Consider the following 22754-nt stretch of genomic DNA (forward strand, 5'->3'; position numbering starts at 1 on the left):
CCTCGTTTGGGGAAAGAGGGGTATAAGGCGGCGCATGGGATCCCAACCGTCTGAGATCGACGTCGACGCACACCCGGGGAGCCGGATCGGCTCGGCACCGCCGCGGACGCGGGCCTGGCGCGGCGGCTCGATCGAGGCGGAGGGCTTTCCCGTCGCACGGCTGAGCGACTACCTGGAGCGTCCGGACATCGTCGTCTGGCTCGACCTGTGCGCGCCGCGGCGCGAGGACCTGCACGTGGTCAGCGACGAGCTCGGCCTCGATCCCGTCGCCGTCGAGGACGCGGTGTCCCGGCACGAGCGGGCGAAGCTCGACCGCTACCACGGGTACGCCTTCCTCAACGTCTACGTCCCGGTGGTGACCGACGGAGAGCTGGCGATGCACGAGGTGTCGGCGTTCATCAGCGACCGCGCCCTCGTCACGGTCCGGCAGGACTGCGGGTTCGACGTGGACGCGCTCATCCGGCGGTGGGACCAGACCCCGGACGCCGGCCTCGACGAGCCGAGCGCCGCCTTCCTGCTCTACGGGCTGCTCGACCTGGTCGTGGACCTCCAGCTCGCGGCCGTCCAGGCGCTCGACGACGAGGCCGACGCGGTCGAGGACCTCGTCTTCGACGACAAGTTCCCGGTCAAGGAGATCCAGCGGCGCAGCTACCGGCTGCGCAAGAACCTGGCCGCGCTGCGGCGGATCGCGCTGCCGATGCGGGAGGTGCTCAACACGCTGCTGCGCCGCGACATGAAGATCGTCCCGGCGGCGCTCGTCCCGTACTTCCAGGACGTCTACGACCACACCCTGCGCGTCGGGGAGTGGACGGACGGCCTGCGCGACCTCGTCGCCGACCTGCTGGAGACGCGGCTGGCCCTCCAGGGCAACCGGATGAACGAGGTGATGAAGAAGGTCACCAGCTGGGCCGCGATCATCGCGGTGCCGACCGCCGTCACCGGGTTCTACGGGCAGAACGTCCCCTATCCCGGGTTCGGCCACCATTCGGGCTTCGTCGCCAGCACGGTCATCGTCGTCGCGTGCAGCCTCGCCCTCTACGTGATCTTCAAGGTCCGCGACTGGCTCTGACCCGCCGCATACTGCCAGTTCACGGGCTTCTCATATGCGTTCGCATATGACTTCGGACGCGATATCAATATTGGACATGACCTTCACGGCTCTGGTCTGCTCTCCCGCATGACGACCCACAGCACCCGGAACCGGCGGCTCGGCGCCGCCGCTCTCGCTCTGACGACGATCGCCGGCCTCGCCGGCTGCGGCTCCGGCGCGAGCCCGGACGCGCGGACCGCGGCGCCGCGCAGCGCGACGTCCACGATCACCGCCCCCGATCCCGCGCAGGCGAAGGTCACCCGGCAGATCGGGCGGCTGGAGGCGACGCACCACGCGCGCATCGGCGCCTTCGCGATCGACACCGGCACCGGCCGCACCGTCTCCCACCGGCCGGACGAGCGCTTCGCGTTCGCCTCGACGTTCAAGGCCATGGCGTGCGGCGCCGTGCTGCGCAAGGCCCGGCAGTCCGACCCCGGACTGCTCGACCGGGTGATCCACTACACCGAGGACGACCTGGTCGACTACTCCCCCGTCACCGAGAAGCACGTGGACACCGGCATGACCGTCGCCGACCTGTGCCACGCCGCCATCACCCAGAGCGACAACACCGCCGGGAACCTGGTGCTGAGGCAGATCGGCGGGCCCGCCGGCCTCACCGCGTTCTTCCGCTCCCTCGGCGACCGGGTGAGCCGCAGCGACCGCTGGGAGACCGACCTCAACATCTGGGCGCCGGGCGAGGTGCGCGACACCACCGCTCCGCGGCCCTGGGCGGGGGACCTGCGGGCCCTCACCACGGGCGGCGCGCTCGTCCCGGCCGACCGCAAGCGGCTCGTGGACTGGATGAAGGCGACCGTCACCGGGGACAAGCGCATCCGCGCCGGGCTCCCCAAGAACTGGACGGTCGGCGACAAGACCGGCACCGGCGGGACCTACGGCACCGCGAACGACATCGCGATCGCCTGGCCCCCGTCCGGCGCGCCGCTGGTCATCGTCATCACCACGAACGGGCTCTCCGCCGACGCCGAGGCCGACGACAAGGCCGTCGCCCAGACCGCCCGCATCCTGGCGGGCGCCCTCCGCTGAGCGCTGCCCGGCGGCACCCCGCATGACGATCGCCCCTGGTACCGGACCTCCGGTACCAGGGGCGACGCGCGTCACGGACCCCCGCGTGGGCTCAGAGGGCCCGGAGGAACTTCGCGGCGATCGGGGCGGCGGCCTCGGCGCCGGTGCCCCCGCCCTCGACGATCACGGCGAACGCGACATCCCCGCGGTAGCCGATGAACCAGGCGTGGGTCGGCGGGTTCTCGCCCCCGCCGAACTCCGCGGTGCCGGTCTTGCCCGCCGTCCCGGCCGGGAAGCCGACGCCGGACGCGGTGCCCTCGCTGACGACGGCCGGCATGAGGGCGTGCAGGGCCTTCTCCACGGCGGGCTCCAGCCGCTTCGGCGGCTCGGGCTTGCGGCCCTTGGAGTCCGCCGCCTGCGCGGCGAGGGACGCCCCGACCAGGCGGGGCGAGCGCCAGGTGCCGTCGGCGGCGGCGGCGGCGACGCTCGCCATGTTGAGCGGGCTGGTCAGCACCTCGCCCTGCCCGAAGGACGCGGCGGCGAAGGCGGTGTCGTCCTTGTTCTCGGGGAACGCCGCGCGCACCGCGGGGAGCCCCGCGATGATCGGGGCGTTGAACCCGAACTGGGCCGCGACCTGCGCGAGCCGCTTCTCGCCGAGCTTGTCCACGGCGAGGCGCGCGAACGTCGTGTTGCACGAGTGCGCGAACGCCTCGCGGAGCGGGACCGAGCCGAAGTCCTCGTGCTTGTAGTTGTGGAACGAGCGGCCGCCGACCGTCGTGGTCGCCGGGCACCCCACCTTCGTCGCCGGGGACATGCCGCCCGCGACCAGCGCGGCGGCCGTGACCACCTTGAACGTCGAGCCGGGCGGGTACCGGCCCATCAGCGCGCGGTTGTAGCCGCCCGGCTGGTTCGCCACCGCGAGGATCTCGCCGGTGGAGGGGCGCAGCGCGACCATGGAGGCCGGCTTGCCCGCCCCCGAGACGGCCCGCCCGGCTGCGGCCTGCGCCTTAGGGTCGATGGTCGTCTTCACCGGCTCGCCGTCGGCGCCGCCGAACCGCTGGATCGTCTTCACCGGGGCGCCCTCGGCGTCCACTATCTGCACGGCGAGCGCGGGCTTGCCGGAGAGGCGGCGCTCGTACTGCTGTTGCAGGCCGTCCACACCGGCCGGGTCGCCGTTGCGGTACGGGGCGCCGAGCTTGCCCGCCGCCTCGGCGGACACGGGGCCGACCTGCCCGGCGAGCTGCCGGGCGGACCCGGACGGCGAGGAGGCGAGGTCGCTGCCGTCCGCCGCGAGGACGGCGGCGCGGTCCGGCCAGGCGCGCGACGCGCGCAGCCGCTGCCCCTCCTTGAGCTCCGGATACATGACCTGGGGCGACCAGCGGACGAGCCAGTCGCCGTCCCTCTTCACCATCGGCAGCGACCCGGTGTACTTCCACGTCCGGTCGCCCGCCAGCGTCACCTCGGCGCTGTAGGAGCCGCCGACCGCGTCGTCCTTGGGACGTCCCACGGAGGCGACCGTGTAGCGCTGCCCCACGGCGCCGAGGTCGTCCCGCATCCGCTTGAACCGCGTCTCGAAGTCGGCGGGCGGACGGTCGGTCAGCGCCCTCATCGCGGCGAGGTCGCCGCCGCTCCACGCCGCGAGGTAGCGCTTCGCGGCGTCCCCCGGGTCGTCACCGTCGCGCAGGAACCACACCGCCCCCGCCCCCACGATCACGACCGCCACCGCGACCGCGGCGGCGGCGAGCACACGGGATCGGCGCATCGTCGAACTCCTTCCCCCTGATCGGTCCACCGGCCGGAGGCCCGCTGACGGCGCGGGCGGACCGATGGGGGCACAAGGACACCAGGCTCCGCCCGAAAAGTCCAAGATTGATATCGGTCCGGATGAATATCCGAATTGGTATCATCGCTGCTCGTGAACCTGGTCGGGCATCTGCGGTGCTTCGTCGTCGTCGCCGAAGAGCTGCACTTCGGCCGCGCGGCCGAGCGCCTCGGCATGGCGCAGCCGCCGCTGAGCCAGCGTATCCAGCGGCTGGAGAAGGAGCTCGGCGTGCGGTTGTTCGACCGGTCCAGCCGGCGGGTGCGGCTCACCCCGCCGGGCGGCCTGCTGCTGGAGGAGGCCCGTGACATCCTCACCCGCGTGGACCGCATCTACTCCGTCGCCGAGCGGGCCCGGCTGGGCGAGGTCGGGACGGTGCGCGCGGCCCTGCCGAGCGACCTCGGCGGCCGGGTCGTCGCCGCGCTGATCGCCGCCTTCCGGGAGCGCCGCCCGGACCTGCGCCTCGACCTGCGCGAGACGGGCACCGACGCCCAGATCCGCGAGCTCGCCGAGGGCGCGCTGGACGCCGGGGTGGTGCGGCACCCGTGCGACACCCGCGGCCTGGAGCTCGGCCCGATGCTGGCCCAGCCGATCGGCGTGCTGCTGCCCGCGGGCGACGGCGCGGCAGGGCCGGGCGCGCCCCCCGAGGTGCATCTGGCCGACCTCGGCACCCGCGAGGTCGTCGTCCCGCCACGCGAGGAGGCGCCCGGCGCGCACGACGAGCTGCTCGCGGGCTGCCGGCGGCACGGGTACGCGCCCGCGGCCGTCCACGAGGCCCGGCATCCGGGGTTCGCGCTGGGGCTCGTCCTCGCGGGGACGGCCGTGGCGCTCGTGCCGCGCACCGACGACACCGCCGGGGCGGTGTGGCGGCCGCTGGCGGGCGAGCCGCTCGCCTGGCGGACGTCGTGCGCCTGGCGGCGGGCCCGCGACCCCGAGCACGCCCGCGCCATCGCCGACTTCACCGCCGTCGCGACCGCGGTGCTGCGCGACCGGGCGGGCATGGCGCCCCTCGACCGGGCCCCCGCCCGCCGGGTCGTCCCCCGGCCCTCCTCGGGGTTCCTGGCATGAGCGAGGCCCCCGCCAGGAGCGCGGACGCGCCCGCGCGCATCCAGGCGGCGTTCCGCGCGGCCGGCGTGACCGGATTCCTGCACGTCGTCGACATGGACACCGGGCGCGAGGTCGCGGCCGGCGCCGACGAGCCGGTGGTCCTCGCGTCGGTGTTCAAGGTGCCGCTGCTCGTCGCGTTCCACCGGCAGGCCGCCGGCGGCGTCCTGGACCCCACCGAGCAGGTCGTGCTGCGCCCCGACGACCGCACCGCCGGGCCGACCGGCGTCTCGGCGCTGCTGGACGAGGTCCGCATGTCGCTGCGCGACCTCACCTGCCTGATGATCACCGTCAGCGACAACGCCGCCGCCGACGCCGTCATGGACCGGGTCGGCCTGGACGCGGTCAACGCGACGGCCGCGGAGCTCGGGCTCCGCCGCACGGTCATCGAGGGCAACGGCCGCGAGCTGCACGAGACGCTGCTCGCCGACGCCGGGGCGGGCAGCGTCGCCGAGGTGTGGGCGAGGCTGGACGAACCGGGCCTCCAGGGCCGGCTGCGCGCCCTCGACCCGCTCCGCACGAGCCGCAGCACCCCCCGCGACATGACCCGGCTGCTGTCGATGATCTGGCGTGACGAGGCCGCCCCGCCCGCCGGGTCGGCGGCGATGCGGCGGCTGCTCGGCCTCCAGGTCTGGCCGCACCGCCTCTCGTCCGGGTTCCCCTACGACGACGTCGTCGTCAGCGGCAAGACCGGGACCCTGCCGACCCTCCGCAACGAGGTGGGGGTGGTCGAGTACCCCGACGGGGCGCGCTACGCGGTGGCCGTCTTCACCCGCTCGACGCTCCCCGTCGCCGTCCTCCCGGAGGCCGACGCGGTCATCGGGACCGCCGCCCGCATCGCGGTGGAATCGCTCCGCCGCCCGTGAGTGTGCGGTGCAACACGGACACCACGGCACCCGCTCTGGAAACATAAGCTGTACCCCTGTTTTGGACGTATTTGGGGAGTGTTCGTTGCGGCTGCCGGAGCATCTGGAGCTACTGCTCACCGACGAGCCGGTGCTCGACGTCTACTCGCACGGCCCGTGGCGCGTCCCGGACGGGCTGTTCGAGGAGATCTCGGCCCGGATCGACGGGCTGGCGGCCGACCCGCGGGCCGTGGAGCTGACCACCGACGAGCACAAGCTGCTGACGCTGCCGGCGTCGCTCGTCACCGCGGAGATCTTCGGCATGCTGGCGTTCCTGCCGGGCGGGGGCGCGATCAAGGCGGGGTCGTGGTCGCAGCTCCCCGAGCGGCTGCTGCACCGGCACCTGGTGAACCCGGGCCCGCTCAGCTCCCGCATGACCCGCTGGGACGCGCCGGGCGGCCGGTGGCGCCCGCCGGTCGACTGGCTCATCGAGGCGCCCGACCGGGCCCTGGCGATCGAGCTGGCCCGCGACTGCCTGTCGGTGCTGGAGGGCATCGAGCCGCTGGAGGAGCGCCGCAAGGCGCTGCTGCGCCTCTACGACGACCCGCCCGTATGCGACGTGAACCTGCCCAAGATGGAGCTGCGGGAGCACTGGCACGCGCACGCCGGCGACGACATCGTCGCGGCGGTGCCCGAGCTGCTCGGCCCGGTCGGCTACCTGGAGTGGGTCTGCGCGGGGCTGATCGCGTCCTACGAGCACCTGAACGAGGCGGCTCCCCGCGAGGAGGCAATCGATGCCCACCTCGTCCAACTGCTCCTGCAGGGCAGCCTGGACCACGTCCCGGCCGAGCTCGCGGCCGCGCTCGGCGAGGACCGCTACGGCGAGCTGGTCCAGCGGTTCACCGCGGAGCGCCGCGGGTTCAAGGCGGGCGCGTGGCAGGAGCGGACGCGGGCGTGGCTCGTCCGGGCGCTCGTCGCGGGCGCCGCCGACGCGTGCCGCGGCTGGCTCGACATGGCGATGCGGTTCGTCGCGATCGTGCAGGGCCTGCCCGGCGACCCGTGGTTCCCGAAGGCGGAGTGGATCCCGGTCGGCCAGTTCCAGACCGACCTGCGCCGCCTGTACGCGCCGCGCCGGCGCGTGGTGAACCCGCTCACCGAGACGCTGCGGAGCGTGCCCGCCGCCGGCTCGGCGACCGCGGGGGCCGCCCCGCGCGCCGCGATCGCCACGACCCTGGTCGAGCAACCGGAGGTGACCGCGGCGCTGGACGAGCTGACCCGCGGCAGCGCGCCCGTCCGGCTGCTGATCAGCGGGCCGGACGGCACCGGCAAGCGCGACGCCGCCGAGGAGCTCGGCAGGGCGCTCGCGCTCGGCCGCGACCCGCACTGGGTCACCGACAACCTGTTCGCCGGGCAGCGCCTGTCGGACGCCGTCGCCAAGCTGCACGCCGACGCCCGCGACTGCGCCGGCGACCGGCTGCTCATCATCGAGGGCCTGGACGGGATCGTCGCCGACCCCGGCAACGGCGAGGCCCTGGCCGCCGAGCTGCACCGGCTCCTCGCCGTCCACCCCGACCTGAACCTGGTGGCGCTGTGCGACGCCGGCGGCGAGGAGCGGATCCGCGAGGTCAACCCCGTCCTGCCGCAGCGGTTCCGCGTCGCCCGCACCCGGGAGTTCACGGCGGCGGGCCACGCCGAGCTGTTCCGCCGCGCGCTGGACGCCCGCGGCGCCCGCGGCACCCGCCCGGCCGTCGAGGCGGCGGGCGCGCTGCTGGCCGCGACCCCGCCGATGCAGACCCTCCGCAACGCCCGCCTGGCGCCCCATCTCGCCGACCAGGTCGTGGCGGCGGCACGGGCGCGGCTCGGCCCCGGCGCGCCGGGAGCGGAACTGGTCGTCCGCAAGCAGGACGTCCCCGCCGCGCTCGACACCGCGCAGACCGCCGGGAACCCGCTGGCCGAGCTGCGCGAGCTCACCGGCCTGGAGACCGTCAAGCACGAGATCGCGCTGCTCGTCGCGGGCACCCACGCGGCGCGGCTGCGCAGCGAGTCCGGCCTGCGGATCACCCCGCCGACCCGGCACATGGTGTTCACCGGCAACCCGGGCACCGGCAAGACGATGGTGGCGCGGCTGCTCGGCCGCATCTACAAGCGGCTCGGCGTCCTGTCGTCCGGGCACCTGGTGGAGGCGTCCCGCGCCCACCTCGTCGGCGAGTACATCGGGCAGACCGCCCCCCGGACGCGCCGCCTGGTGGAGCGCGCGGTCGGTGGCGTCCTGTTCATCGACGAGGCCTACACGCTGACACAGTCGCCGCTGAAGGGCGACTACGGGCACGAGGCGATCGCCGAGCTGGTCAAGCTGATGGAGGACCACCGCGACGACCTCGTCGTGATCGTCGCCGGCTACCAGCAGGAGATGGCCGAGTTCCTCGCCGCCAATCCCGGCCTGGACTCCCGGTTCCCCAAGCAGATCCACTTCCCCGACTACGGCGACGACGAGCTGATCACGGTGTTCGGCCAGCTCGCCGCCGCCGACGGCTTCGAGCTGGCCCCCGGCACCGAGGACGTCCTGCTCGCGATGCTGCGCCGCGCGCCCCGCGGCCCGTCCTTCGGCAACGGCCGCCTGATGCGCAACATGCTGGACGTGGCCGTCGCGAACCAGGCCGACCGCGTCGCCTCCGCCGCCGTCGCCGCCGGCAGGGACGCGCCGGGCAGGAAGGGCCCCGCGACCGGTGAGAGCGGCGAGCAGGCCGCACCTCCGACGAAGGAGGAGCTGGTCACGCTGACCGCCGACGACCTCCCCCCGCTGCTGGAGCACCCCGAGGAGTTCTTCGGCCTGTACCTGTAGGCGCGCGCCCCGGTCAGGGGGCGAGGTGCTCGGCGGCGGTGAACAGGAGGTTCTCCGCGCCGCGGCGGGCGACCAGCTGCGCGCCGGCGGGCAGCTCGCCGCCGCCGTCCGCCGGGACGTTCCCGGCGGGGAAGGTCAGGGCGGGCAGGCCGAGCACGTTCCACGGCGAGGTGAGGCTGACCAGCAGCGCGGTGAGCGTTCCGAGCCCGACCTCGGTCGCCCCGATCCGCGGCGCGGGGATCGGCATGGTCGGCATGGCCAGCAGGTCGTAGCGGTCCAGCAGCGCGGCGATCTCCTCGGCGAACCGGTCCCGCTCGCGCAGCGCCCGCACCAGCCGCCAGCCCGGCATCGCGCCCGCGCCCTCCAGGCGGGCGAGCGTCGCCGGCTGGAACAGGCCGGGCGCCGCGGCGACCCGCTCGGCGTGCACGTCGTAGGCCTCGCTGTACTCGATCGCCAGGAACACCTCCCGGAGTCCGGCGAAGTCGATCCGCTCCGACGGCGCGTCCGGGAACAGGGCGCGGACGCGCCGCTCCACCTCGGGGTCGCACGCCGGCGGCTCGATCCAGGCGACGCGCCCGTACGGCGCGTCCCCCTCCGGGGCGCCTGACGGGCCGTCCACGAGCGAGGGGGCGGCCTCCGCCGGGCCGGTCAGCGCGCGGTAGGCGACGCGGCAGTCCTCGGCGGTGCCGGCGAGGACGCCCACGTGGTCGAGCGAGGGCGAGAGCGGGAAGACCCCGCCGGTCGGGATGACGCCGTGGGGCGGCTTGAACCCGGCGATGCCGCAGAACGCGGCGGGGATGCGCACCGACCCGCCGGTGTCGGTGCCGATGGCGAGCGGGACCATGCCCGCGGCGACCGCGACGGCGCTGCCGCTGCTGGACCCGCCGGACATCCGCTCCCGGTCGCGGGGGTTGCGGACCGCCCCGTTCACCGACACGTCGCCGCTGCCGCCGAACGCGAACTCCTGCGTCCCGGTCTTGCCGACGATCACGGCGCCGGCGTCCCGCAGCATCGCCACGCACGCCGCGTCGGCCTCGGCGACGTACCCGGCGAAGTGCCCGGACCCCATGCCGGTGGGCAGCCCGGCGACGTCGATGATGTCCTTCACCGCGACCGGGACGCCGTGCAGCGGGCCCCGGTCGATGCCGGAGGCCAGCTCCTCGTCCGCCCACCGGGCGGCGGACTCGGCGCCCTCGGCGTCCAGGGCGGCGAAGGCGTTCAGGTCCTCGTCGACCGACTCCAGGGCCCGCGCGACCAGGCCCCGCGCCGACTCGCGGCCCGAACGCAGGTCGCGTCCGATGCCGGTCAGCGTCCGTCCGGTGAAGAACCCGCCCATTCCGCCTCCTTGCGCCGCGGCTGTGCCGATCTGCGTAGCATCTCAGACCGCACCGGCCCCCTCGGTCCCTCCGGACCCCGCGGTCGGCGCCCGCGATGCGGCGTTCCGTCACCACATGATCACTTATGGTCGACCGCTCGTCGCAGGCCGCCCGCCGCTTGTCGACCGCGCCCCCGGAACCGGGCGACCTACGCGCGAGTAAGCGGCAGGCTTCAACACACCTAGTGGTGACGCTCCCGCCGGTTCGCTGGGGGGCGGGGCGGAGGCCGGGCGCTCGCCGCCCGGCAGACCGCCCCTGTAACCGGCGACGTCCGCAGCCAGGTGGGGGAACGAGGTCACGGCCTTCGCGCCGTGACCTCGTTGTCGTCCCGGCCTCACCGCCGTCGCGATCATCCGGGACGTTCGGCCCTAGGCCCGGCGGCAAAGGACTGATGGGCTCTCCTTGACGGTTGGAAACCCCGTTCGTGGGGACGGGATGTCCTCAGGGCGGTCACGAGCGAGCACCCGGAGGACGCGCAATGACCAAGTCGTCGATTCTGAGCGATGACGATGTGCAGCAGATCAACGCGTACTGGAGAGCCGCCAACTACCTGTCGGTGGGGCAGATCTACCTCCTGGACAACCCGCTGCTCCGCGAGCCCCTCGAACGGCGCGACCTCAAGCCGCGGCTCCTCGGGCACTGGGGCACGACGCCCGGACTGAACTTCTGCTACGCGCACCTCAACCGCGTGATCAGGGCCCGCGACCTCGACATGATCTACGTCATGGGGCCGGGCCACGGCGGGCCGGCCGCGGTCGCCAACGCGTGGCTGGAGGGCACCTACAGCGAGGTGTACCCGGAGGTCTCGCAGGACGAGGCGGGCATGCGGCGGCTGTTCCGGCAGTTCTCCTTCCCCGGCGGCATCCCGAGCCACGTGGCACCGGAGACGCCCGGCTCGATCCACGAGGGCGGCGAGCTCGGCTACTCCCTCGCCCACGCGTTCGGCGCGGCCTTCGACAACCCCGACCTCGTCGTGGCGTGCATCGTCGGGGACGGCGAGGCGGAGACGGGCCCGCTGGCGGCGAGCTGGCACTCCACCAAGTTCCTCGACCCGGTGCGCGACGGCGCCGTCCTGCCCATCCTGCACCTCAACGGCTACAAGATCGCGAACCCGACGGTGCTGGCCCGGATCCCCGAGGAGGAGCTCGTCCAGCTGCTGGACGGGTACGGCTACCGGCCGTTCCTCGTGAGCGGGGACGAGCCCGCGTCCATGCACCGCAAGATGGCCGCCGCGCTCGACCAGGCCCTCGACGAGATCGCCGACATCCAGCGCGGCGCCCGCGAGGGGCGGACGAGCGAGCGGCGCCGCTGGCCCATGATCGTCCTGCGGTCCCCCAAGGGCTGGACCGGCCCGAAGGAGGTGGACGGCCTCCCCGTCGAGAACACCTGGCGGGCCCACCAGGTGCCGCTCTCCGGCGTGTGCGAGGACGCCGGGCACCGCGCGCAGCTGGAGGAGTGGCTGCGCTCCTACCGCCCGGAGGAGCTGTTCGACGCCGACGGCCGTCCGGTGGCCGCGCTGCGGGCCCTCGCGCCCGAGGGCGGGCGCCGGATGAGCGCGAACCCGCACGCCAACGGCGGGCTGCTGCTGAAGCCGCTCACGCTGCCCGACTTCCGCGAGTACGCCGTGGAGGTCGGCAAGCCCGGCACCGTCACCACCGAGCCCACCCGGCGGCTCGGGACCTTCCTGCGCGATGTCGTGCGGGCCAACCCGCACAACTTCCGGATCATGGGCGCGGACGAGACCGCGTCCAACCGGCTCGGGGACGTCTTCCAGGCCACCGACCGCGTCTTCGAGGGCGAGCTGCTGCCGACCGACGAGCACCAGGCGCCGTCCGGCCAGGTGATGGAGGTGCTGAGCGAGCACCTGTGCCAGGGCTGGCTGGAGGGCTACCTGCTCACCGGGCGGCACGGGATCTTCAACAGCTACGAGGCGTTCGTGCACATCGTCGACGCGATGTTCAACCAGCACGCCAAGTGGCTGAAGGTCACCCGCGGCCTGCCGTGGCGGCGGCCGATCGCGTCGCTGAACTACCTGCTGTCGTCGCACGTGTGGCGGCAGGACCACAACGGATTCACCCACCAGGACCCCGGCTTCCTCGACGTCGTGCTGAACAAGAAGCCCGAGATCGTCCGCGTGTACCTGCCGCCGGACGCGAACACGCTGCTGTCGGTCGGGGACCACTGCCTGCGCTCCCGCGACTACGTCAACGTGGTCGTGGCCGGGAAGCAGCCCGCGCTGAACTGGCTGCCGATGGACGCCGCGATCGCGCACTGCACCCGCGGCATCGGCATCTGGGAGTGGGCCTCCACCGACGGCGGGGAGGACCCCGACGTCGTGCTCGCCTGCGCGGGCGACATCCCGACGCTGGAGACGCTCGCGGCCGTCGACCTGCTCCGGCAGCTGTTCCCCGAGCTGCGCGTCCGGGTGGTGAACGTCGTCGACCTGATGCGGCTCCAGCCGGACAGCGAGCACCCCCACGGCCTGTCGGACCGCGAGTTCGACACCCTGTTCACCAGGGACAAGCCCGTCATCTTCGCCTTCCACGGCTACCCGTACCTCATCCACCGCCTCACCTACCGGCGCGCGGGCCACGGCAACCTGCACGTGCGCGGCTACAAGGAGGAGGGGACGACGACGACGCCGTTCGACATGGTCATGCTCAACGACCTCGACCGGTTCCACCTCGTCATGGACGTCATCGACCGCGTCCCGTCCCTCGGCGCCCGCGTCGCCCACATCCGCCAGCGGATGGCCGACCAGCGGCTCCACCTGCGCTCCTACACGCGCGAGCACGGCGAGGACGCGCCCGAGGTCCGCGACTGGACGTGGCCGTACTGATGCGGGTCCTCACGGTCAACCCCGGGTCGAGCAGCCTGAAGGTGAGCCTGCTCGACGCCGGCGACACGGTCCTCGCCGAGGACTCCGGCGGCGGTCACGAGATGGCCGGGCTGGTCGCGGACATGCCCCGGCCGGACGCCATCGGCGTCCGGTTCGTCCACGGCGGCACCGACTTCACCGAGCCGGTGCGCGTCGACGGCAAGGTGGCCGGGCGGCTCCGCGAGCTCGCCGACCTGGCGCCGCTGCACCAGCCGGCCTCCCTGCACGCCCTGGACGAGATCACCGGCGTCCTGCCGGACGTCCCGGCCGTGGCGTGCTTCGACACCGCGTTCCACGCCACCCTGCCGGAGGCGGCAGCGACCTACGCGATCCCCCTGGAGTGGCGCGAGCGGTACGGCCTGCGCCGCTACGGCTTCCACGGCCTGTCGTTCTCCTACGCCGTGCGGCGCGCCGGGCAGATGCTCGGCGCCGACCCGGCCGCGCTGCGGATGGTGGTGTGCCATCTCGGGGCGGGCGCGTCGCTGTGCGCCGTCTCGCAGGGCCGGTCGGTCGACACCACGATGGGGTTCACGCCCCTCGAAGGGCTGGTCATGGCGTCCAGGGCGGGCAGCATCGACCCTGGCATCCCGCTGTGGCTGATCAAGCACGGGATACGGGCGTCCGAGGTGGGGAACGCGCTGGAGCGCGACTCCGGGCTGCGCGGCCTGGCCGGGACGGGCGACATGCGCCGGGTGCGGGAGCGGGCGGCCGGGGGCGACGCGACCGCCCTCGCCGCCCTCGACGTCTACCACCACCGCCTCCGCGCCTGCGCCGCCGCGATGACGGCCTCGCTCGGCGGGCTCGACGCGCTCGTCTTCACCGGCGGGATCGGCGAGCACGACCCCGCCGTCCGCGCCCGGCTGGCCGAGGACCTCTCCTACCTGGGGACCTCCGTCGATCCGGACCGCAACGCCGGCGCGGACGGCGACACCGAGATCACCGCCGGGGGCGCGGCGGTCCGCACGCTCGTGGTGGCGGCCCGCGAGGATCTGGAGATCGCCGAGGGGGTCCGGAGGTGCCTGGGGAAAGAACCCCTGCCAGATGCGGCAAGGTAGTACATAAGGTGTGAAGGTGGAGAACACGGAGGGCGCCTCGGAGGGCGCGATCCGCAGGCTGGCCAACATCCAGGCGATCACCGACGAGGCGTTCGCCCACATGGACGTGGACGAGCTGCTCGACACCCTCCTCGACCGCGTCCGCGCCATCATGGGCGTGGACACGGCCGTCGTGCTCCTCCTGGACCGGCAGGAGCGCTTCCTCGTGGCGACCGCCGCGAAGGGCATCGAGGAAGAGGTCGCCCAGGCCGCCCACGTCCCGGTCGGCGAGGGGTTCGCCGGGCGGGTCGCCGCCGAGCGGCGGCCGGTCTACGTCCCGGACGTGCCGAGCGCCGGCGTGTTCAACCCGCTGCTCGTCGAGCGGGGCCTGCACTCGCTGCTCGGCGTCCCGCTCGTCACGGGCGGGACGCTGGTCGGCGTCATGCACGTCGGGACGCTCTCCCACCGCCGTTTCACCGCCGAGGAGACCGGGTTCCTCCAGCTCGCGGCCTCCCGCGCAGCGCCGGCGGTGCAGTCCATGCTCGGCCGCGCCGAGCGCGCCGGGGCGCTGGAACTGCAGCGCAGCCTGATCCCGTCCGCGCCGCCGGAGATCCCCGGGCTGGAACTTGCCGCGCGCTACCGTCCCGGCAAGGCGGTCGTGGGCGGGGACTGGTACGACGTGTTCACGCTCCCGTCGGGGGAGATCGGCATCGTCATCGGGGACGTGGCGGGCAACGGGCTGCCGGCGGCCGTCGTCATGGGCCGGATGCGCAGCGCGCTGCGCGCCTACGCGCTCGACAACGACGATCCGGCCGAGGTGCTGCGCAAGCTCAACCGGAAGATGCTGCACTTCGAACCCGAGGCGACGGCGACCGTCCTGTACGCGGTCCTCGACCGCGCGACGGGAGAGGTCCGGCTGTCGTCGGCGGGCCACCCTCCGCCCGTCATCGCGCTGCCGGACGGGCCGGCGGAGCCGCTCGACATGAAGTTCGACGTCCTGATCGGCCTCGGCGAGGACATCCCCCGCCGGACCCAGACCGTCGACCTGCCGCCGGGCGCCCTCCTCTGCTTCTACACCGACGGGCTCGTCGAGCGGCGGGACGACTCGATCCTCCACGGCGTCGCCCGGTTGTGCCAGGCGACCTACGCCGGCCCGCCCGAGGCGGTCGGCGCGGCGGTGATGTCGGCGCTGATCGGCCGCGAGGCCGCGCAGGACGACGTCGCCCTCCTGCTCGCGCGCCGCGTCCCGCGGGACGGCCGGGATGGCTGACACGGCGCCGGGGCGCGCATGCCGCACCTGCGGCAGGGCCATGCCGCCCGCGTCCGGCGGGCCGGGGCGGGCGTCGCTGTACTGCTCGGCCGCGTGCCGGCAGAAGGCGTACCGGACGCGGCGGGCCGGCGGCGAGACCGTCCACGAGCTGATCACCGACATCGAACGCCAGGTGCGCGGCCTCACCCCGGAGGCGCCCGGGCCGTTCTACACCGGCGTGCAGTCGCTGGCGTCCTCGGTGGGGCGGCTGCGCCGCATCGCCCGGGTCGCCCGGGACGCGGCGGGAACCGTAACGCCGGAACCCGTGACGGAAAGCCCCCCGGCGCGGGGCCCCGCCGCGGATGAACCCGTAACGGACGCCTCCGTGACGGAATCGGGCGAGGCGGCGGAATCGGCCGAGGCGGAGGCCCTCCGGACCGGTGACGAATGGGACTTCGCCGCGCTGGTCGAGCCGTACCGCCGCGAGCTGCAAGTGCACTGCTACCGGATGGTCGGCTCCTACGACGACTCCGAGGACCTCGTCCAGGAGGTCCTGCTGAAGGCGTGGAAGAACCGCGACGGCTTCGCGGGCCGCTCCAGCGTCCGCGCCTGGCTCTACAAGATCGCCACGAACACGGTGCTGGACTTCCTGCGCCGCAACGAGCGCCGCCCCCAGCAGTACGGGCCCTCGCCGGTCCCGGCCACGGACGGGGTGGAGGCCTCGCCGTTCCTTCCCTGGCTGCAGCCGTTCCCGGACGCGCAGCCCGAGGCGGCGGCCGAGTCGTCGGAGACGATGGAGCTGGCGTTCCTCGCCGCGATCCAGCACCTGCCGCCCCGCCAGCGCGCCGTCCTGATCATGCGGGACTTCCTCGGCTGGCCCGCCGCCGACACCGCGACGGCCCTCGACATGAGCCTGGCCTCGGTGAACAGCGCCCTCCAGCGGGCCCGCCCGGCGCTGCGCGAGCGCCTCCCGCGGCGGCGCGAACGGTGGGCGCGCGGCGCCGACCCGTCCGAGGCGGAAAGGGACCTGCTCGCGCGGTACATGAAGGCCGCCGTGGAGGGCGACACCACCGCGATGGCGGCCATGCTGCGCGACGACGTGCGGATCACCATGCCGCCCAACCCGCTCTGGTTCGGCGGCCGCGAGGCGATCGTCGGCATGCTGCGGCAGACGTTCGATCCCGCCTCCCCCGCCTATATCGGCCGCTGGCGGCACCTCCCGACCCGCGCCAACGGGCAGCCGGCGGTCGCCGGATACGTCCAGCGCCCCGGGACCAGCGTCTACCGCGCCCAGGTGATGGACGTCCTCCGCGTGGAGGACGGCCTGATCGCCGAGATCACCTCCTTCGAGCCCCACCTGTTCCCCGCCTTCGGCCTCCCGCTCACCCTGGCGCCCTGACCTCCCGGCCCGGCCCGCGATGATTTCTCCGCCGGGGTACGTCTCAATATCCGTTCGCCCTACAGGAACGGAGCAGGGAAATGCTGGAGAACAAGAACGCGATCATCTACGGCGGCGGCGGCTCGGTCGGCGGCGCGGTGGCCCGGACCTTCGCCCGGCACGGCGCGACGGTGCACCTGGCCGGCCGGACCCGCGCGACCCTGGAGGCGGTCGCCTCCGACATCGCCGCCGCGGGCGGCCGCGCCGAGGTCGCCGTGGTGGACGCGCTGGACGAGAAGGCCGTCGAGGAGCACGCCCGCCGCGTGGTCGAGGAGTCCGGGAGCCTGGACGTGTCGCTCAACCTCGTCTCGCGGGGCGACGTCCACGGGATGCCGCTGACCGCGGTGTCCGCCGAGGACTTCCTGCGCCCGGTCACCACCGGGATCACCGCGAACTTCCTCACCGCCCGGACCGCCGCGCGCCACATGTCCGAGCAGGGCTCGGGCGTGATCCTCGCGCTGAACAGCGGCTCGGCCAAGGGCAGCCCGATGATGGGCGGCACCGGCCCGGCGGACGCGGCGATCGACACGCTCGTCCGGAACCTGGCGCAGGAGTGCGGCCCGAGCGGCGTCCGCGTCGTCGGCATCTGGACGGCCGGGCTCCCCGAGACGATGACGCGGGAGAAGCTCGCGCTGCACGGCGCCGACCTGGACGAGGCCGCCTTCGAGGGGCTGATGAAGCGGCTCGCCGAGATGCGGATGCTGCGCCGCTCCCCCACCCTCGCCCAGATCGCCGACACCGCCGCCTTCCTCGCCTCGGACGGCGCCGCCGCGATCACCGCCACCTTCGTGAACGCGACGGCGGGCATCTTCACCGACTGAACGGCGCCCGGAGCGCAGCGGAGGGCGCCGTTCAGTCGGGCGGGGGGCGTGGGCAGTCGCCCCCCCCCCCCCCACAAAGACACTGCCGACTGAACGGCGCCCCGAGCGCAGCGGAGGAGGCCGTTCAGTCGGGCGGGGGGCGTGGGGGGTCGCCCCCCACAAAGACACTGCCGACTGAACGGCGCCCCGAGCGCAGCGGAGGAGGCCGTTCAGTCGGGCGGGGGGCGTGGGGGGTCGCCTCCCACAAAGACACTGCCGACTGAACGGCGCCCCGAGCGCAGCGGAGGGGGATTCCGGCCGCTGTGGAACCTCGGTGGGGGCGGGGGCGTCCGAGTCGGGCGTCCGGAGAGGCAAGGGGGCGGCGGTGGCGGGTGTTCGGCGGGTGTTCTCGGCTCGGCGATGGCTCCTGTGCGCGGTCCTGGCGGTGGCCGTGGCGGGAGTGATCGTGGCGGTCGTGATCGTCCTCTACGGGTCCGATCGGCCTCGGGAGTGCGGGTGCAAGCCCCCGCCGGACACCAGCGGGATCAGCGGGGTGCCCCGCGAGTGGCGGACCGCCGTGGCCCGGCGCGATGCCGCGGCGGCGTGGCGGTTGCTGACGCCCGAGGCGCAGCGGCGGTACGGCTCGGTGAAGGGGCTGCACGGGGCGCTCGCCCGGCTTGCCCTGGACGCCCATGGGCCCGCGGACTGGAGGCTCCTCCAGGTGGAGACGCAGGGGCGCGGCACGCCCAGCCTGTACCTCTACCTGCTCGTGGAGAAGCGCAACCTGCGGGCGGTCGGAGCCGTCACCGTCCACACCATGGCGGACGGCTCCGCCGATGGGCGCGTCGACCCGGTGCCCGCCGCCACCGTCCGCATTCTGGAGCCCGCCGAGGGGACCACCGTGGACGAGCGCCCCCGCCTGCGTGCGGCGACCGCGTCTCCCCTCGCATACGCCGTCATACGGCGCACGAGCGAGACCCGCGGTGCCGTGGGATCCATTCGTGCCCCGGACGGGCGGGACGCACCGTTCTACGAGGCGCTCGAGCCCGGCCCGGCGCTGATCGTCGCGGTCGACGACAGCGGCGGGCGCCTCGCGTACGGAGGCGTCCGCGTCACGATCCGCTGATCCCGAACCGGGCCGCCGGGGTCAGTCGGCCTTGCGGGAGTCGGCGCGGGCGCGCTTCTCCTCGTCCTCCAGAAGGGGGCCGACGCGGAACGGGACCTGGTGGGTCAGGACGATCGAGGTGGTGCTGCGGCGGACGCCGGGGCAGGCCAGGATCGAGTCGATCACCTCGTGGAGCTGCTTGCCGTTGGGGGCGACGGCGCGGACGAGGAGGTCGCCCTGGCCGGTGATCCCGAGGACCTCCAGCACCCGCGGGATCGCCGAGAGCGCGACGGCGGCCTCGCGCAGCCGGCCCTGGGCGACCTCCAGGGTGACGAAGGCCGTCAACTCGAAGCCGATGGCGCCGAGGTCGACCTCGCGGCCGCGGTGGCCGATGACGCCCTCGCGTTCGAGGCGCTCCACCCTGGCGTGCGCGGTGTTGCGGGCTATGCCGAGCTTGGCGGCCAGTTCGGTGACGCCGATGCGGGGCTGCTCGACGAGGCGGCGGAGGATCTGCAGGTCGAGGAGGGTGGTACGGGTCACAACGCTCAGCTCCGGCGGGTAACTCGGTTCTGACTTGAGCAATCTGCTCAACTATCGTCCCACCATCTTGCACTCCGCTCAGCAAGAGGGGCTCAATGCAAGCATGAGCACCACCGTTTCCTCCTCCCCCCTCCGCGACCGGCTCGAACTGGAGCGCGGCCGGATCGCGATCGGCGGGGTGCACGCCCTCGTCCGGCTGCTGCTGGAGCAGCGGCGCGCGGACGCCCGGCGCGGCCGGCATACCGCCGGCTTCGTCTCCGGGTACCGCGGATCCCCGCTCGGCGGCCTCGACCAGCAGCTGGTGCGCGACGCGAAGCTGCTGGAGGGCCACGACATCCGGTTCGTGCCGGGCGTGAACGAGGAACTGGCGGCGACGGCCGTGTACGGGTCGCAGCTCGTCGATCACCTGCCCGGGCCGCGCTTCGAGGGCGTGTTCGGGCTCTGGTACGGCAAGGCGCCCGGGGTCGACCGGTCGCTGGACGCGTTCAAGCACGCGAACTGGCTCGGGACGTCGGAGCGCGGCGGGGTGCTCGCGGTGGTGGGCGACGACCCGTCCGCGAAGTCGTCCACGCTGCCGTCGGCGACGGAGGGCGCGCTCGCGGAGGCGTTCATGCCGGTGCTGGTCCCCGCGTCGGTGGGCGACCTGCTGCGCCTCGGACGGCACGGGTTCGAGATGTCCCGCTTCAGCGGGGCGTGGACCGGCTTCAAGCTCGTGACGGACGTCGCCGACTCCCACGAGATCGTGGACGTGGAGCCGGTGCCCGACCCGGTGTACCCCGAGTTCGCGTGGCGCGGCCGGCCGTGGAAGCCGACGCGCAAGCCGGGCGTCGACCTGAAGGGCACGAACGCCCTCGAAACCGAGGTCCTCCAGGGCCGCCTCCAGGCCGCGACGGCGTACGCCGCAGCCAACGGCCTCGACCGGATCGAGGGCGCCGCCGGCGACGCCGTCATCGGGCTGGTCGCCGCGGGGCGCACCTACGTGGAGCTGCGCGAGGCCCTCGACCGGCTCGGGCTGGACGACGAGGCCCTCGCCCGCCGGGGCGTCCGGCTGCTGCGCCTCGGCCTGATCTACCCGCTGGACGCAGACCGGATCCGCGAGTTCGCCCGGGGGCTGCGCGAGATCGTCGTCGTGGAGGAGAAGCGGGCGTTCGTCGAGACGCAGATCCGGGACGTCCTGTACGACCTCGCGGAGCGCCCCGCCGTGTACGGCAAGAACGGCCCGGACGGCGCCGGCCTGCTCCCGGCCGACGGCGGCCTCGACGCCGACCGGCTCGTGAAGGCCCTCGCCAGGCTGCTCGCCGACCGCGTCGGCGAGGAGCACGTGGACCTGCGCGACGCCGTGCTGAGGCCCCGCAAGCCGCAGATCAACCTGCTCGCCCCGGCGCGCACCCCCTACTTCTGCTCGGGCTGCCCCCACAACCGGTCGACGGTCGTCCCGGACGGGTCGGTCGCGGCGAGCGGCATCGGCTGCCACGTGATGACCGTGTTCACCGACCGCAGCATCGGCACTACGCAGATGGGCGGCGAGGGCGCGATGTGGGTCGGCGCGGCGCCGTTCTCCGAGACCGGGCACATGTTCCAGAACCTCGGCGACGGGACGTTCTTCCACTCCGGGAGCCTCGCGGTCCGGCAGGCCGTGGCCGCCGGGACCAGCATCACCTTCAAGATCCTCTACAACGCGGCCGTGGCGATGACGGGCGGGCAGGACGCCGACGGCGGCTCCGATCCGGCCGCGATCACCCGGATGCTGCACGCCGAGGGCGTCGCGAAGATCGTGGTGGTGGCGGACGACCCGTCCCGCTACCCGCGCGGCACCGACTGGGCGCCCGGCGTCCGGGTCCGGCACCGCGACGACCTCGACGCCGTCCAGCGGGAGCTGCGCGAGATCCCCGGCGTGACCGTGCTGCTCTACGACCAGGCGTGCGCGGCCGAGACGCGGCGCAAGCGCAAGCGCGGCCTCGCCCCCGACCCGCAGACCCGCGTGCTGATCAACGAGGCGGTCTGCGAGGGGTGCGGCGACTGCGGCAGCAAGTCGAACTGCCTCAGCGTGGAGCCGGTCGAGACCGAGTTCGGCCGCAAGACGCAGATCAACCAGACGTCCTGCAACAAGGACTACTCGTGCGTGGACGGCGACTGCCCCTCGTTCGTCACGGTCGTCCCCGGTGACAAGCCGAAGGCGGCGCGGACCCTGGCGCCGATCGGCGAGCTGGAGGAGCCGCAGACGCGTCCCGAGTCGGCGGACGTGCTGCTCGTCGGCATCGGCGGCACCGGCGTCGTGACGGTCAACCAGGTCCTCGCCACCGCGGCCCTCATCGACGGCCGCCACGCCCGCGCGCTCGACCAGACCGGGCTCAGCCAGAAGGCCGGCGCGGTCGTGTCGCACCTGCGCATCGGGACCGCCGACCGGGACCGGCCGGGCATGGTCGGCGCGGGCGGCGCCGACGCCTACCTGGTGTTCGACTCGCTGGCCGGGACGTCGGAGACCAACCTGCGCCGCTGCGCGCCGGAGCGGACCGCCGCGGTCGTGTCGACCAGCGAGGTGCCGACCGGGCGGATGATCGTCGACACCTCGGCGTCGCTGCCGCCGAGCGCGTCCCTGGTCAAGCGGATCGCCGAGCGCACCCGGGCGGACCGGCTGGTCGCGCTCGACGCCCTCGCGCTCGCCGAGCGCTGGTTCGGGAGCACGACCACCGCGAACTTCGTGGTGGTCGGCGCCGCCTACCAGGCGGGGCTGCTGCCGCTGTCGGCGAAGGCCGTCGAGGAGGCGCTCACGCTGAACGGCGTGCAGGTGGAGGCGAACATCCAGGCGTTCCGCGCGGGACGCCGGCTGGTGCTCGAACCGGAAGGCCGGGACGCCTCCCCCACGGCGGGGGCCGCGCAGGTCGCGCCGCGCCCGCTGGACTCGACCGCGTCGGCGGCGATGGACCTCGTCGACGCGTCCGGCGTGGACGGCGAGCTCGCCCGCGTCCTGCGGATCCGGGTGCCCGACCTCGCCGCGTACCAGAACCTGGCGCTCGCCAAGCGGTACCTGGACGCGGTCCTGCGCGTCGCCGGGGCCGAGGAGGCCGCGGGCGCGGGAGAGCCGCGGCTCGCGGTCGCCGTCGCGCGCAACCTGCACAAGCTGATGGCCTACAAGGACGAGTACGAGGTGGCCCGCCTGCACCTCGACCCGGAGCTCACCCGGCGCGTCGAGGAGCAGTTCGGGCCCGGCTCCACGGTCGCGTACATGCTGCACCCGCCGCTGCTGCGGGCCGTCGGCGTGGACAGGAAGATCGCGCTGCGCCGCACGGCCCGGCCGGCGTTCCGCGCGCTGCGCGCGATGCGGCGGCTGCGCGGCACCCCGCTCGACCCGTTCGGCGCCACCGCGCAGCGGCGGGCCGAGCGGCGCCTCGTCACCGGGTACGTCGCGGTGGTGAACGAGCTGGTGGCCGGCCTGGAGGCGGGCGACGCCGGCGACGGCCGGCTCGACACCGCCGTCCGGATCGCCGAGCTGCCGGACATGATCCGCGGCTACGAGGACGTCAAGACCGCGAACGTCGCCCGGTACGAGGAGAGCCTGCGCGAGCTGCTCGCCGCGTGGCGGGCCGAGCGGTCGCCGAGCCGGGTGTGAC

General features: G+C 74.1%; 15 protein-coding genes. 12 read left to right on the forward strand and 3 right to left on the reverse strand.

What is annotated here, in order from left to right:
• Positions 1-34 precede the first annotated feature (34 nt).
• Together FKD65_RS16305 and bla are read left to right on the forward strand one after the other, a co-directional pair.
• Positions 35-1069: a magnesium transporter CorA family protein gene (locus FKD65_RS16305; RefSeq protein ID WP_141578308.1), complete on the forward strand. Its 1035-nt coding sequence runs from the start codon at positions 35-37 to the stop codon at positions 1067-1069.
• A 108-nt stretch (positions 1070-1177) separates the two neighbouring features.
• Positions 1178-2134, forward strand: a complete 957-nt coding sequence (bla, locus tag FKD65_RS16310; RefSeq protein ID WP_141578309.1) for a class A beta-lactamase — start codon at positions 1178-1180, stop codon at positions 2132-2134.
• A gap of 91 nt (positions 2135-2225) precedes the next feature.
• Here bla and FKD65_RS16315 read toward each other — a convergent pair whose 3' ends face one another.
• On the reverse strand, positions 2226-3875 hold the full coding sequence (locus FKD65_RS16315) for a penicillin-binding transpeptidase domain-containing protein (RefSeq protein ID WP_141578310.1): 1650 nt from the start codon (positions 3873-3875) through the stop codon (positions 2226-2228).
• Positions 3876-4028: 153 nt separating this feature from the next.
• Between FKD65_RS16315 and FKD65_RS16320 the strand changes: the two genes are divergently transcribed.
• The 3 genes from FKD65_RS16320 to FKD65_RS16330 all read left to right on the forward strand — a co-directional run bounded on the left by FKD65_RS16320 (position 4029) and on the right by FKD65_RS16330 (position 8723).
• On the forward strand, positions 4029-5000 hold the full coding sequence (locus tag FKD65_RS16320; protein WP_141578311.1) for a LysR family transcriptional regulator: 972 nt from the start codon (positions 4029-4031) through the stop codon (positions 4998-5000).
• Positions 4997-5902: a serine hydrolase gene (locus FKD65_RS16325; RefSeq protein WP_141578312.1), complete on the forward strand. Its 906-nt coding sequence runs from the start codon at positions 4997-4999 to the stop codon at positions 5900-5902. Before FKD65_RS16320 ends, FKD65_RS16325 begins: the two co-directional genes overlap by 4 nt.
• Before the next feature lie 85 nt (positions 5903-5987).
• Positions 5988-8723, forward strand: coding sequence for an AAA family ATPase (locus FKD65_RS16330; RefSeq protein ID WP_141578313.1), 2736 nt, complete (start codon positions 5988-5990; stop codon positions 8721-8723).
• 13 nt (positions 8724-8736) lie between these two features.
• Here FKD65_RS16330 and FKD65_RS16335 read toward each other — a convergent pair whose 3' ends face one another.
• Positions 8737-10059 carry an amidase gene (locus FKD65_RS16335; protein WP_141578314.1) on the reverse strand — a complete coding sequence of 441 codons (1323 nt, stop codon included), beginning with the start codon at positions 10057-10059 and terminating at the stop codon, positions 8737-8739.
• Positions 10060-10577: 518 nt separating this feature from the next.
• On the opposite strand from FKD65_RS16335, the gene FKD65_RS16340 reads away from it, so the two are divergent.
• The 6 genes from FKD65_RS16340 to FKD65_RS44250 all read left to right on the forward strand — a co-directional run bounded on the left by FKD65_RS16340 (position 10578) and on the right by FKD65_RS44250 (position 18624).
• The gene (locus FKD65_RS16340) at positions 10578-12938 is read left to right on the forward strand and encodes a phosphoketolase (RefSeq protein ID WP_141578315.1); all 2361 of its coding nucleotides are present in this window, start codon (positions 10578-10580) and stop codon (positions 12936-12938) included.
• Positions 12938-14032: an acetate/propionate family kinase gene (locus FKD65_RS16345; protein WP_141586866.1), complete on the forward strand. Its 1095-nt coding sequence runs from the start codon at positions 12938-12940 to the stop codon at positions 14030-14032. Before FKD65_RS16340 ends, FKD65_RS16345 begins: the two co-directional genes overlap by 1 nt.
• 16 nt (positions 14033-14048) lie before the next feature.
• The gene (locus FKD65_RS16350) at positions 14049-15281 is read left to right on the forward strand and encodes a PP2C family protein-serine/threonine phosphatase (RefSeq protein ID WP_205718679.1); all 1233 of its coding nucleotides are present in this window, start codon (positions 14049-14051) and stop codon (positions 15279-15281) included.
• On the forward strand, positions 15274-16659 hold the full coding sequence (locus tag FKD65_RS16355) for a sigma-70 family RNA polymerase sigma factor (protein WP_141578316.1): 1386 nt from the start codon (positions 15274-15276) through the stop codon (positions 16657-16659). Before FKD65_RS16350 ends, FKD65_RS16355 begins: the two co-directional genes overlap by 8 nt.
• 80 nt (positions 16660-16739) lie before the next feature.
• Positions 16740-17519, forward strand: coding sequence for an SDR family NAD(P)-dependent oxidoreductase (locus FKD65_RS16360; RefSeq protein ID WP_141578317.1), 780 nt, complete (start codon positions 16740-16742; stop codon positions 17517-17519).
• A 364-nt stretch (positions 17520-17883) separates the two neighbouring features.
• On the forward strand, positions 17884-18624 hold the full coding sequence (locus FKD65_RS44250) for a hypothetical protein (RefSeq protein ID WP_168221064.1): 741 nt from the start codon (positions 17884-17886) through the stop codon (positions 18622-18624).
• 21 nt (positions 18625-18645) lie between these two features.
• On the opposite strand, the gene FKD65_RS16370 is transcribed toward FKD65_RS44250, so the two are convergent.
• A complete protein-coding gene (locus tag FKD65_RS16370; protein ID WP_141578319.1) occupies positions 18646-19143 on the reverse strand; it encodes an Lrp/AsnC family transcriptional regulator in 498 nt (165 codons plus the stop codon).
• Positions 19144-19246: 103 nt separating this feature from the next.
• Between FKD65_RS16370 and FKD65_RS16375 the strand changes: the two genes are divergently transcribed.
• A complete protein-coding gene (locus FKD65_RS16375; protein WP_141578320.1) occupies positions 19247-22753 on the forward strand; it encodes an indolepyruvate ferredoxin oxidoreductase family protein in 3507 nt (1168 codons plus the stop codon).
• The last annotated feature ends 1 nt before the right edge of the window (position 22754 follow it).

Origin of the sequence: Actinomadura sp. WMMA1423, assembly GCF_006547145.1 — a bacterium.
Classification (GTDB): Bacteria; Actinomycetota; Actinomycetes; order Streptosporangiales; family Streptosporangiaceae; genus Spirillospora.

Excerpts from the sequence above, each read along its gene's own strand:
- FKD65_RS16345 (WP_141586866.1), top strand. The coding sequence starts at position 12,938 with ATGCGGGTCCTCACGGTCAACCCCGGGTCGAGCAGCCTGAAGGTGAGC.
- FKD65_RS16355 (WP_141578316.1), top strand. The coding sequence starts at position 15,274 with ATGGCTGACACGGCGCCGGGGCGCGCATGCCGCACCTGCGGCAGGGCC.
- FKD65_RS16325 (WP_141578312.1), top strand. The coding sequence starts at position 4,997 with ATGAGCGAGGCCCCCGCCAGGAGCGCGGACGCGCCCGCGCGCATCCAG.
- FKD65_RS16305 (WP_141578308.1), top strand. The coding sequence starts at position 35 with ATGGGATCCCAACCGTCTGAGATCGACGTCGACGCACACCCGGGGAGC.
- FKD65_RS16315 (WP_141578310.1), bottom strand. The coding sequence starts at position 3,875 with ATGCGCCGATCCCGTGTGCTCGCCGCCGCCGCGGTCGCGGTGGCGGTC.
- FKD65_RS16375 (WP_141578320.1), top strand. The coding sequence starts at position 19,247 with ATGAGCACCACCGTTTCCTCCTCCCCCCTCCGCGACCGGCTCGAACTG.
- FKD65_RS16340 (WP_141578315.1), top strand. The coding sequence starts at position 10,578 with ATGACCAAGTCGTCGATTCTGAGCGATGACGATGTGCAGCAGATCAAC.
- FKD65_RS16335 (WP_141578314.1), bottom strand. The coding sequence starts at position 10,059 with ATGGGCGGGTTCTTCACCGGACGGACGCTGACCGGCATCGGACGCGAC.
- FKD65_RS16360 (WP_141578317.1), top strand. The coding sequence starts at position 16,740 with ATGCTGGAGAACAAGAACGCGATCATCTACGGCGGCGGCGGCTCGGTC.
- bla (WP_141578309.1), top strand. The coding sequence starts at position 1,178 with ATGACGACCCACAGCACCCGGAACCGGCGGCTCGGCGCCGCCGCTCTC.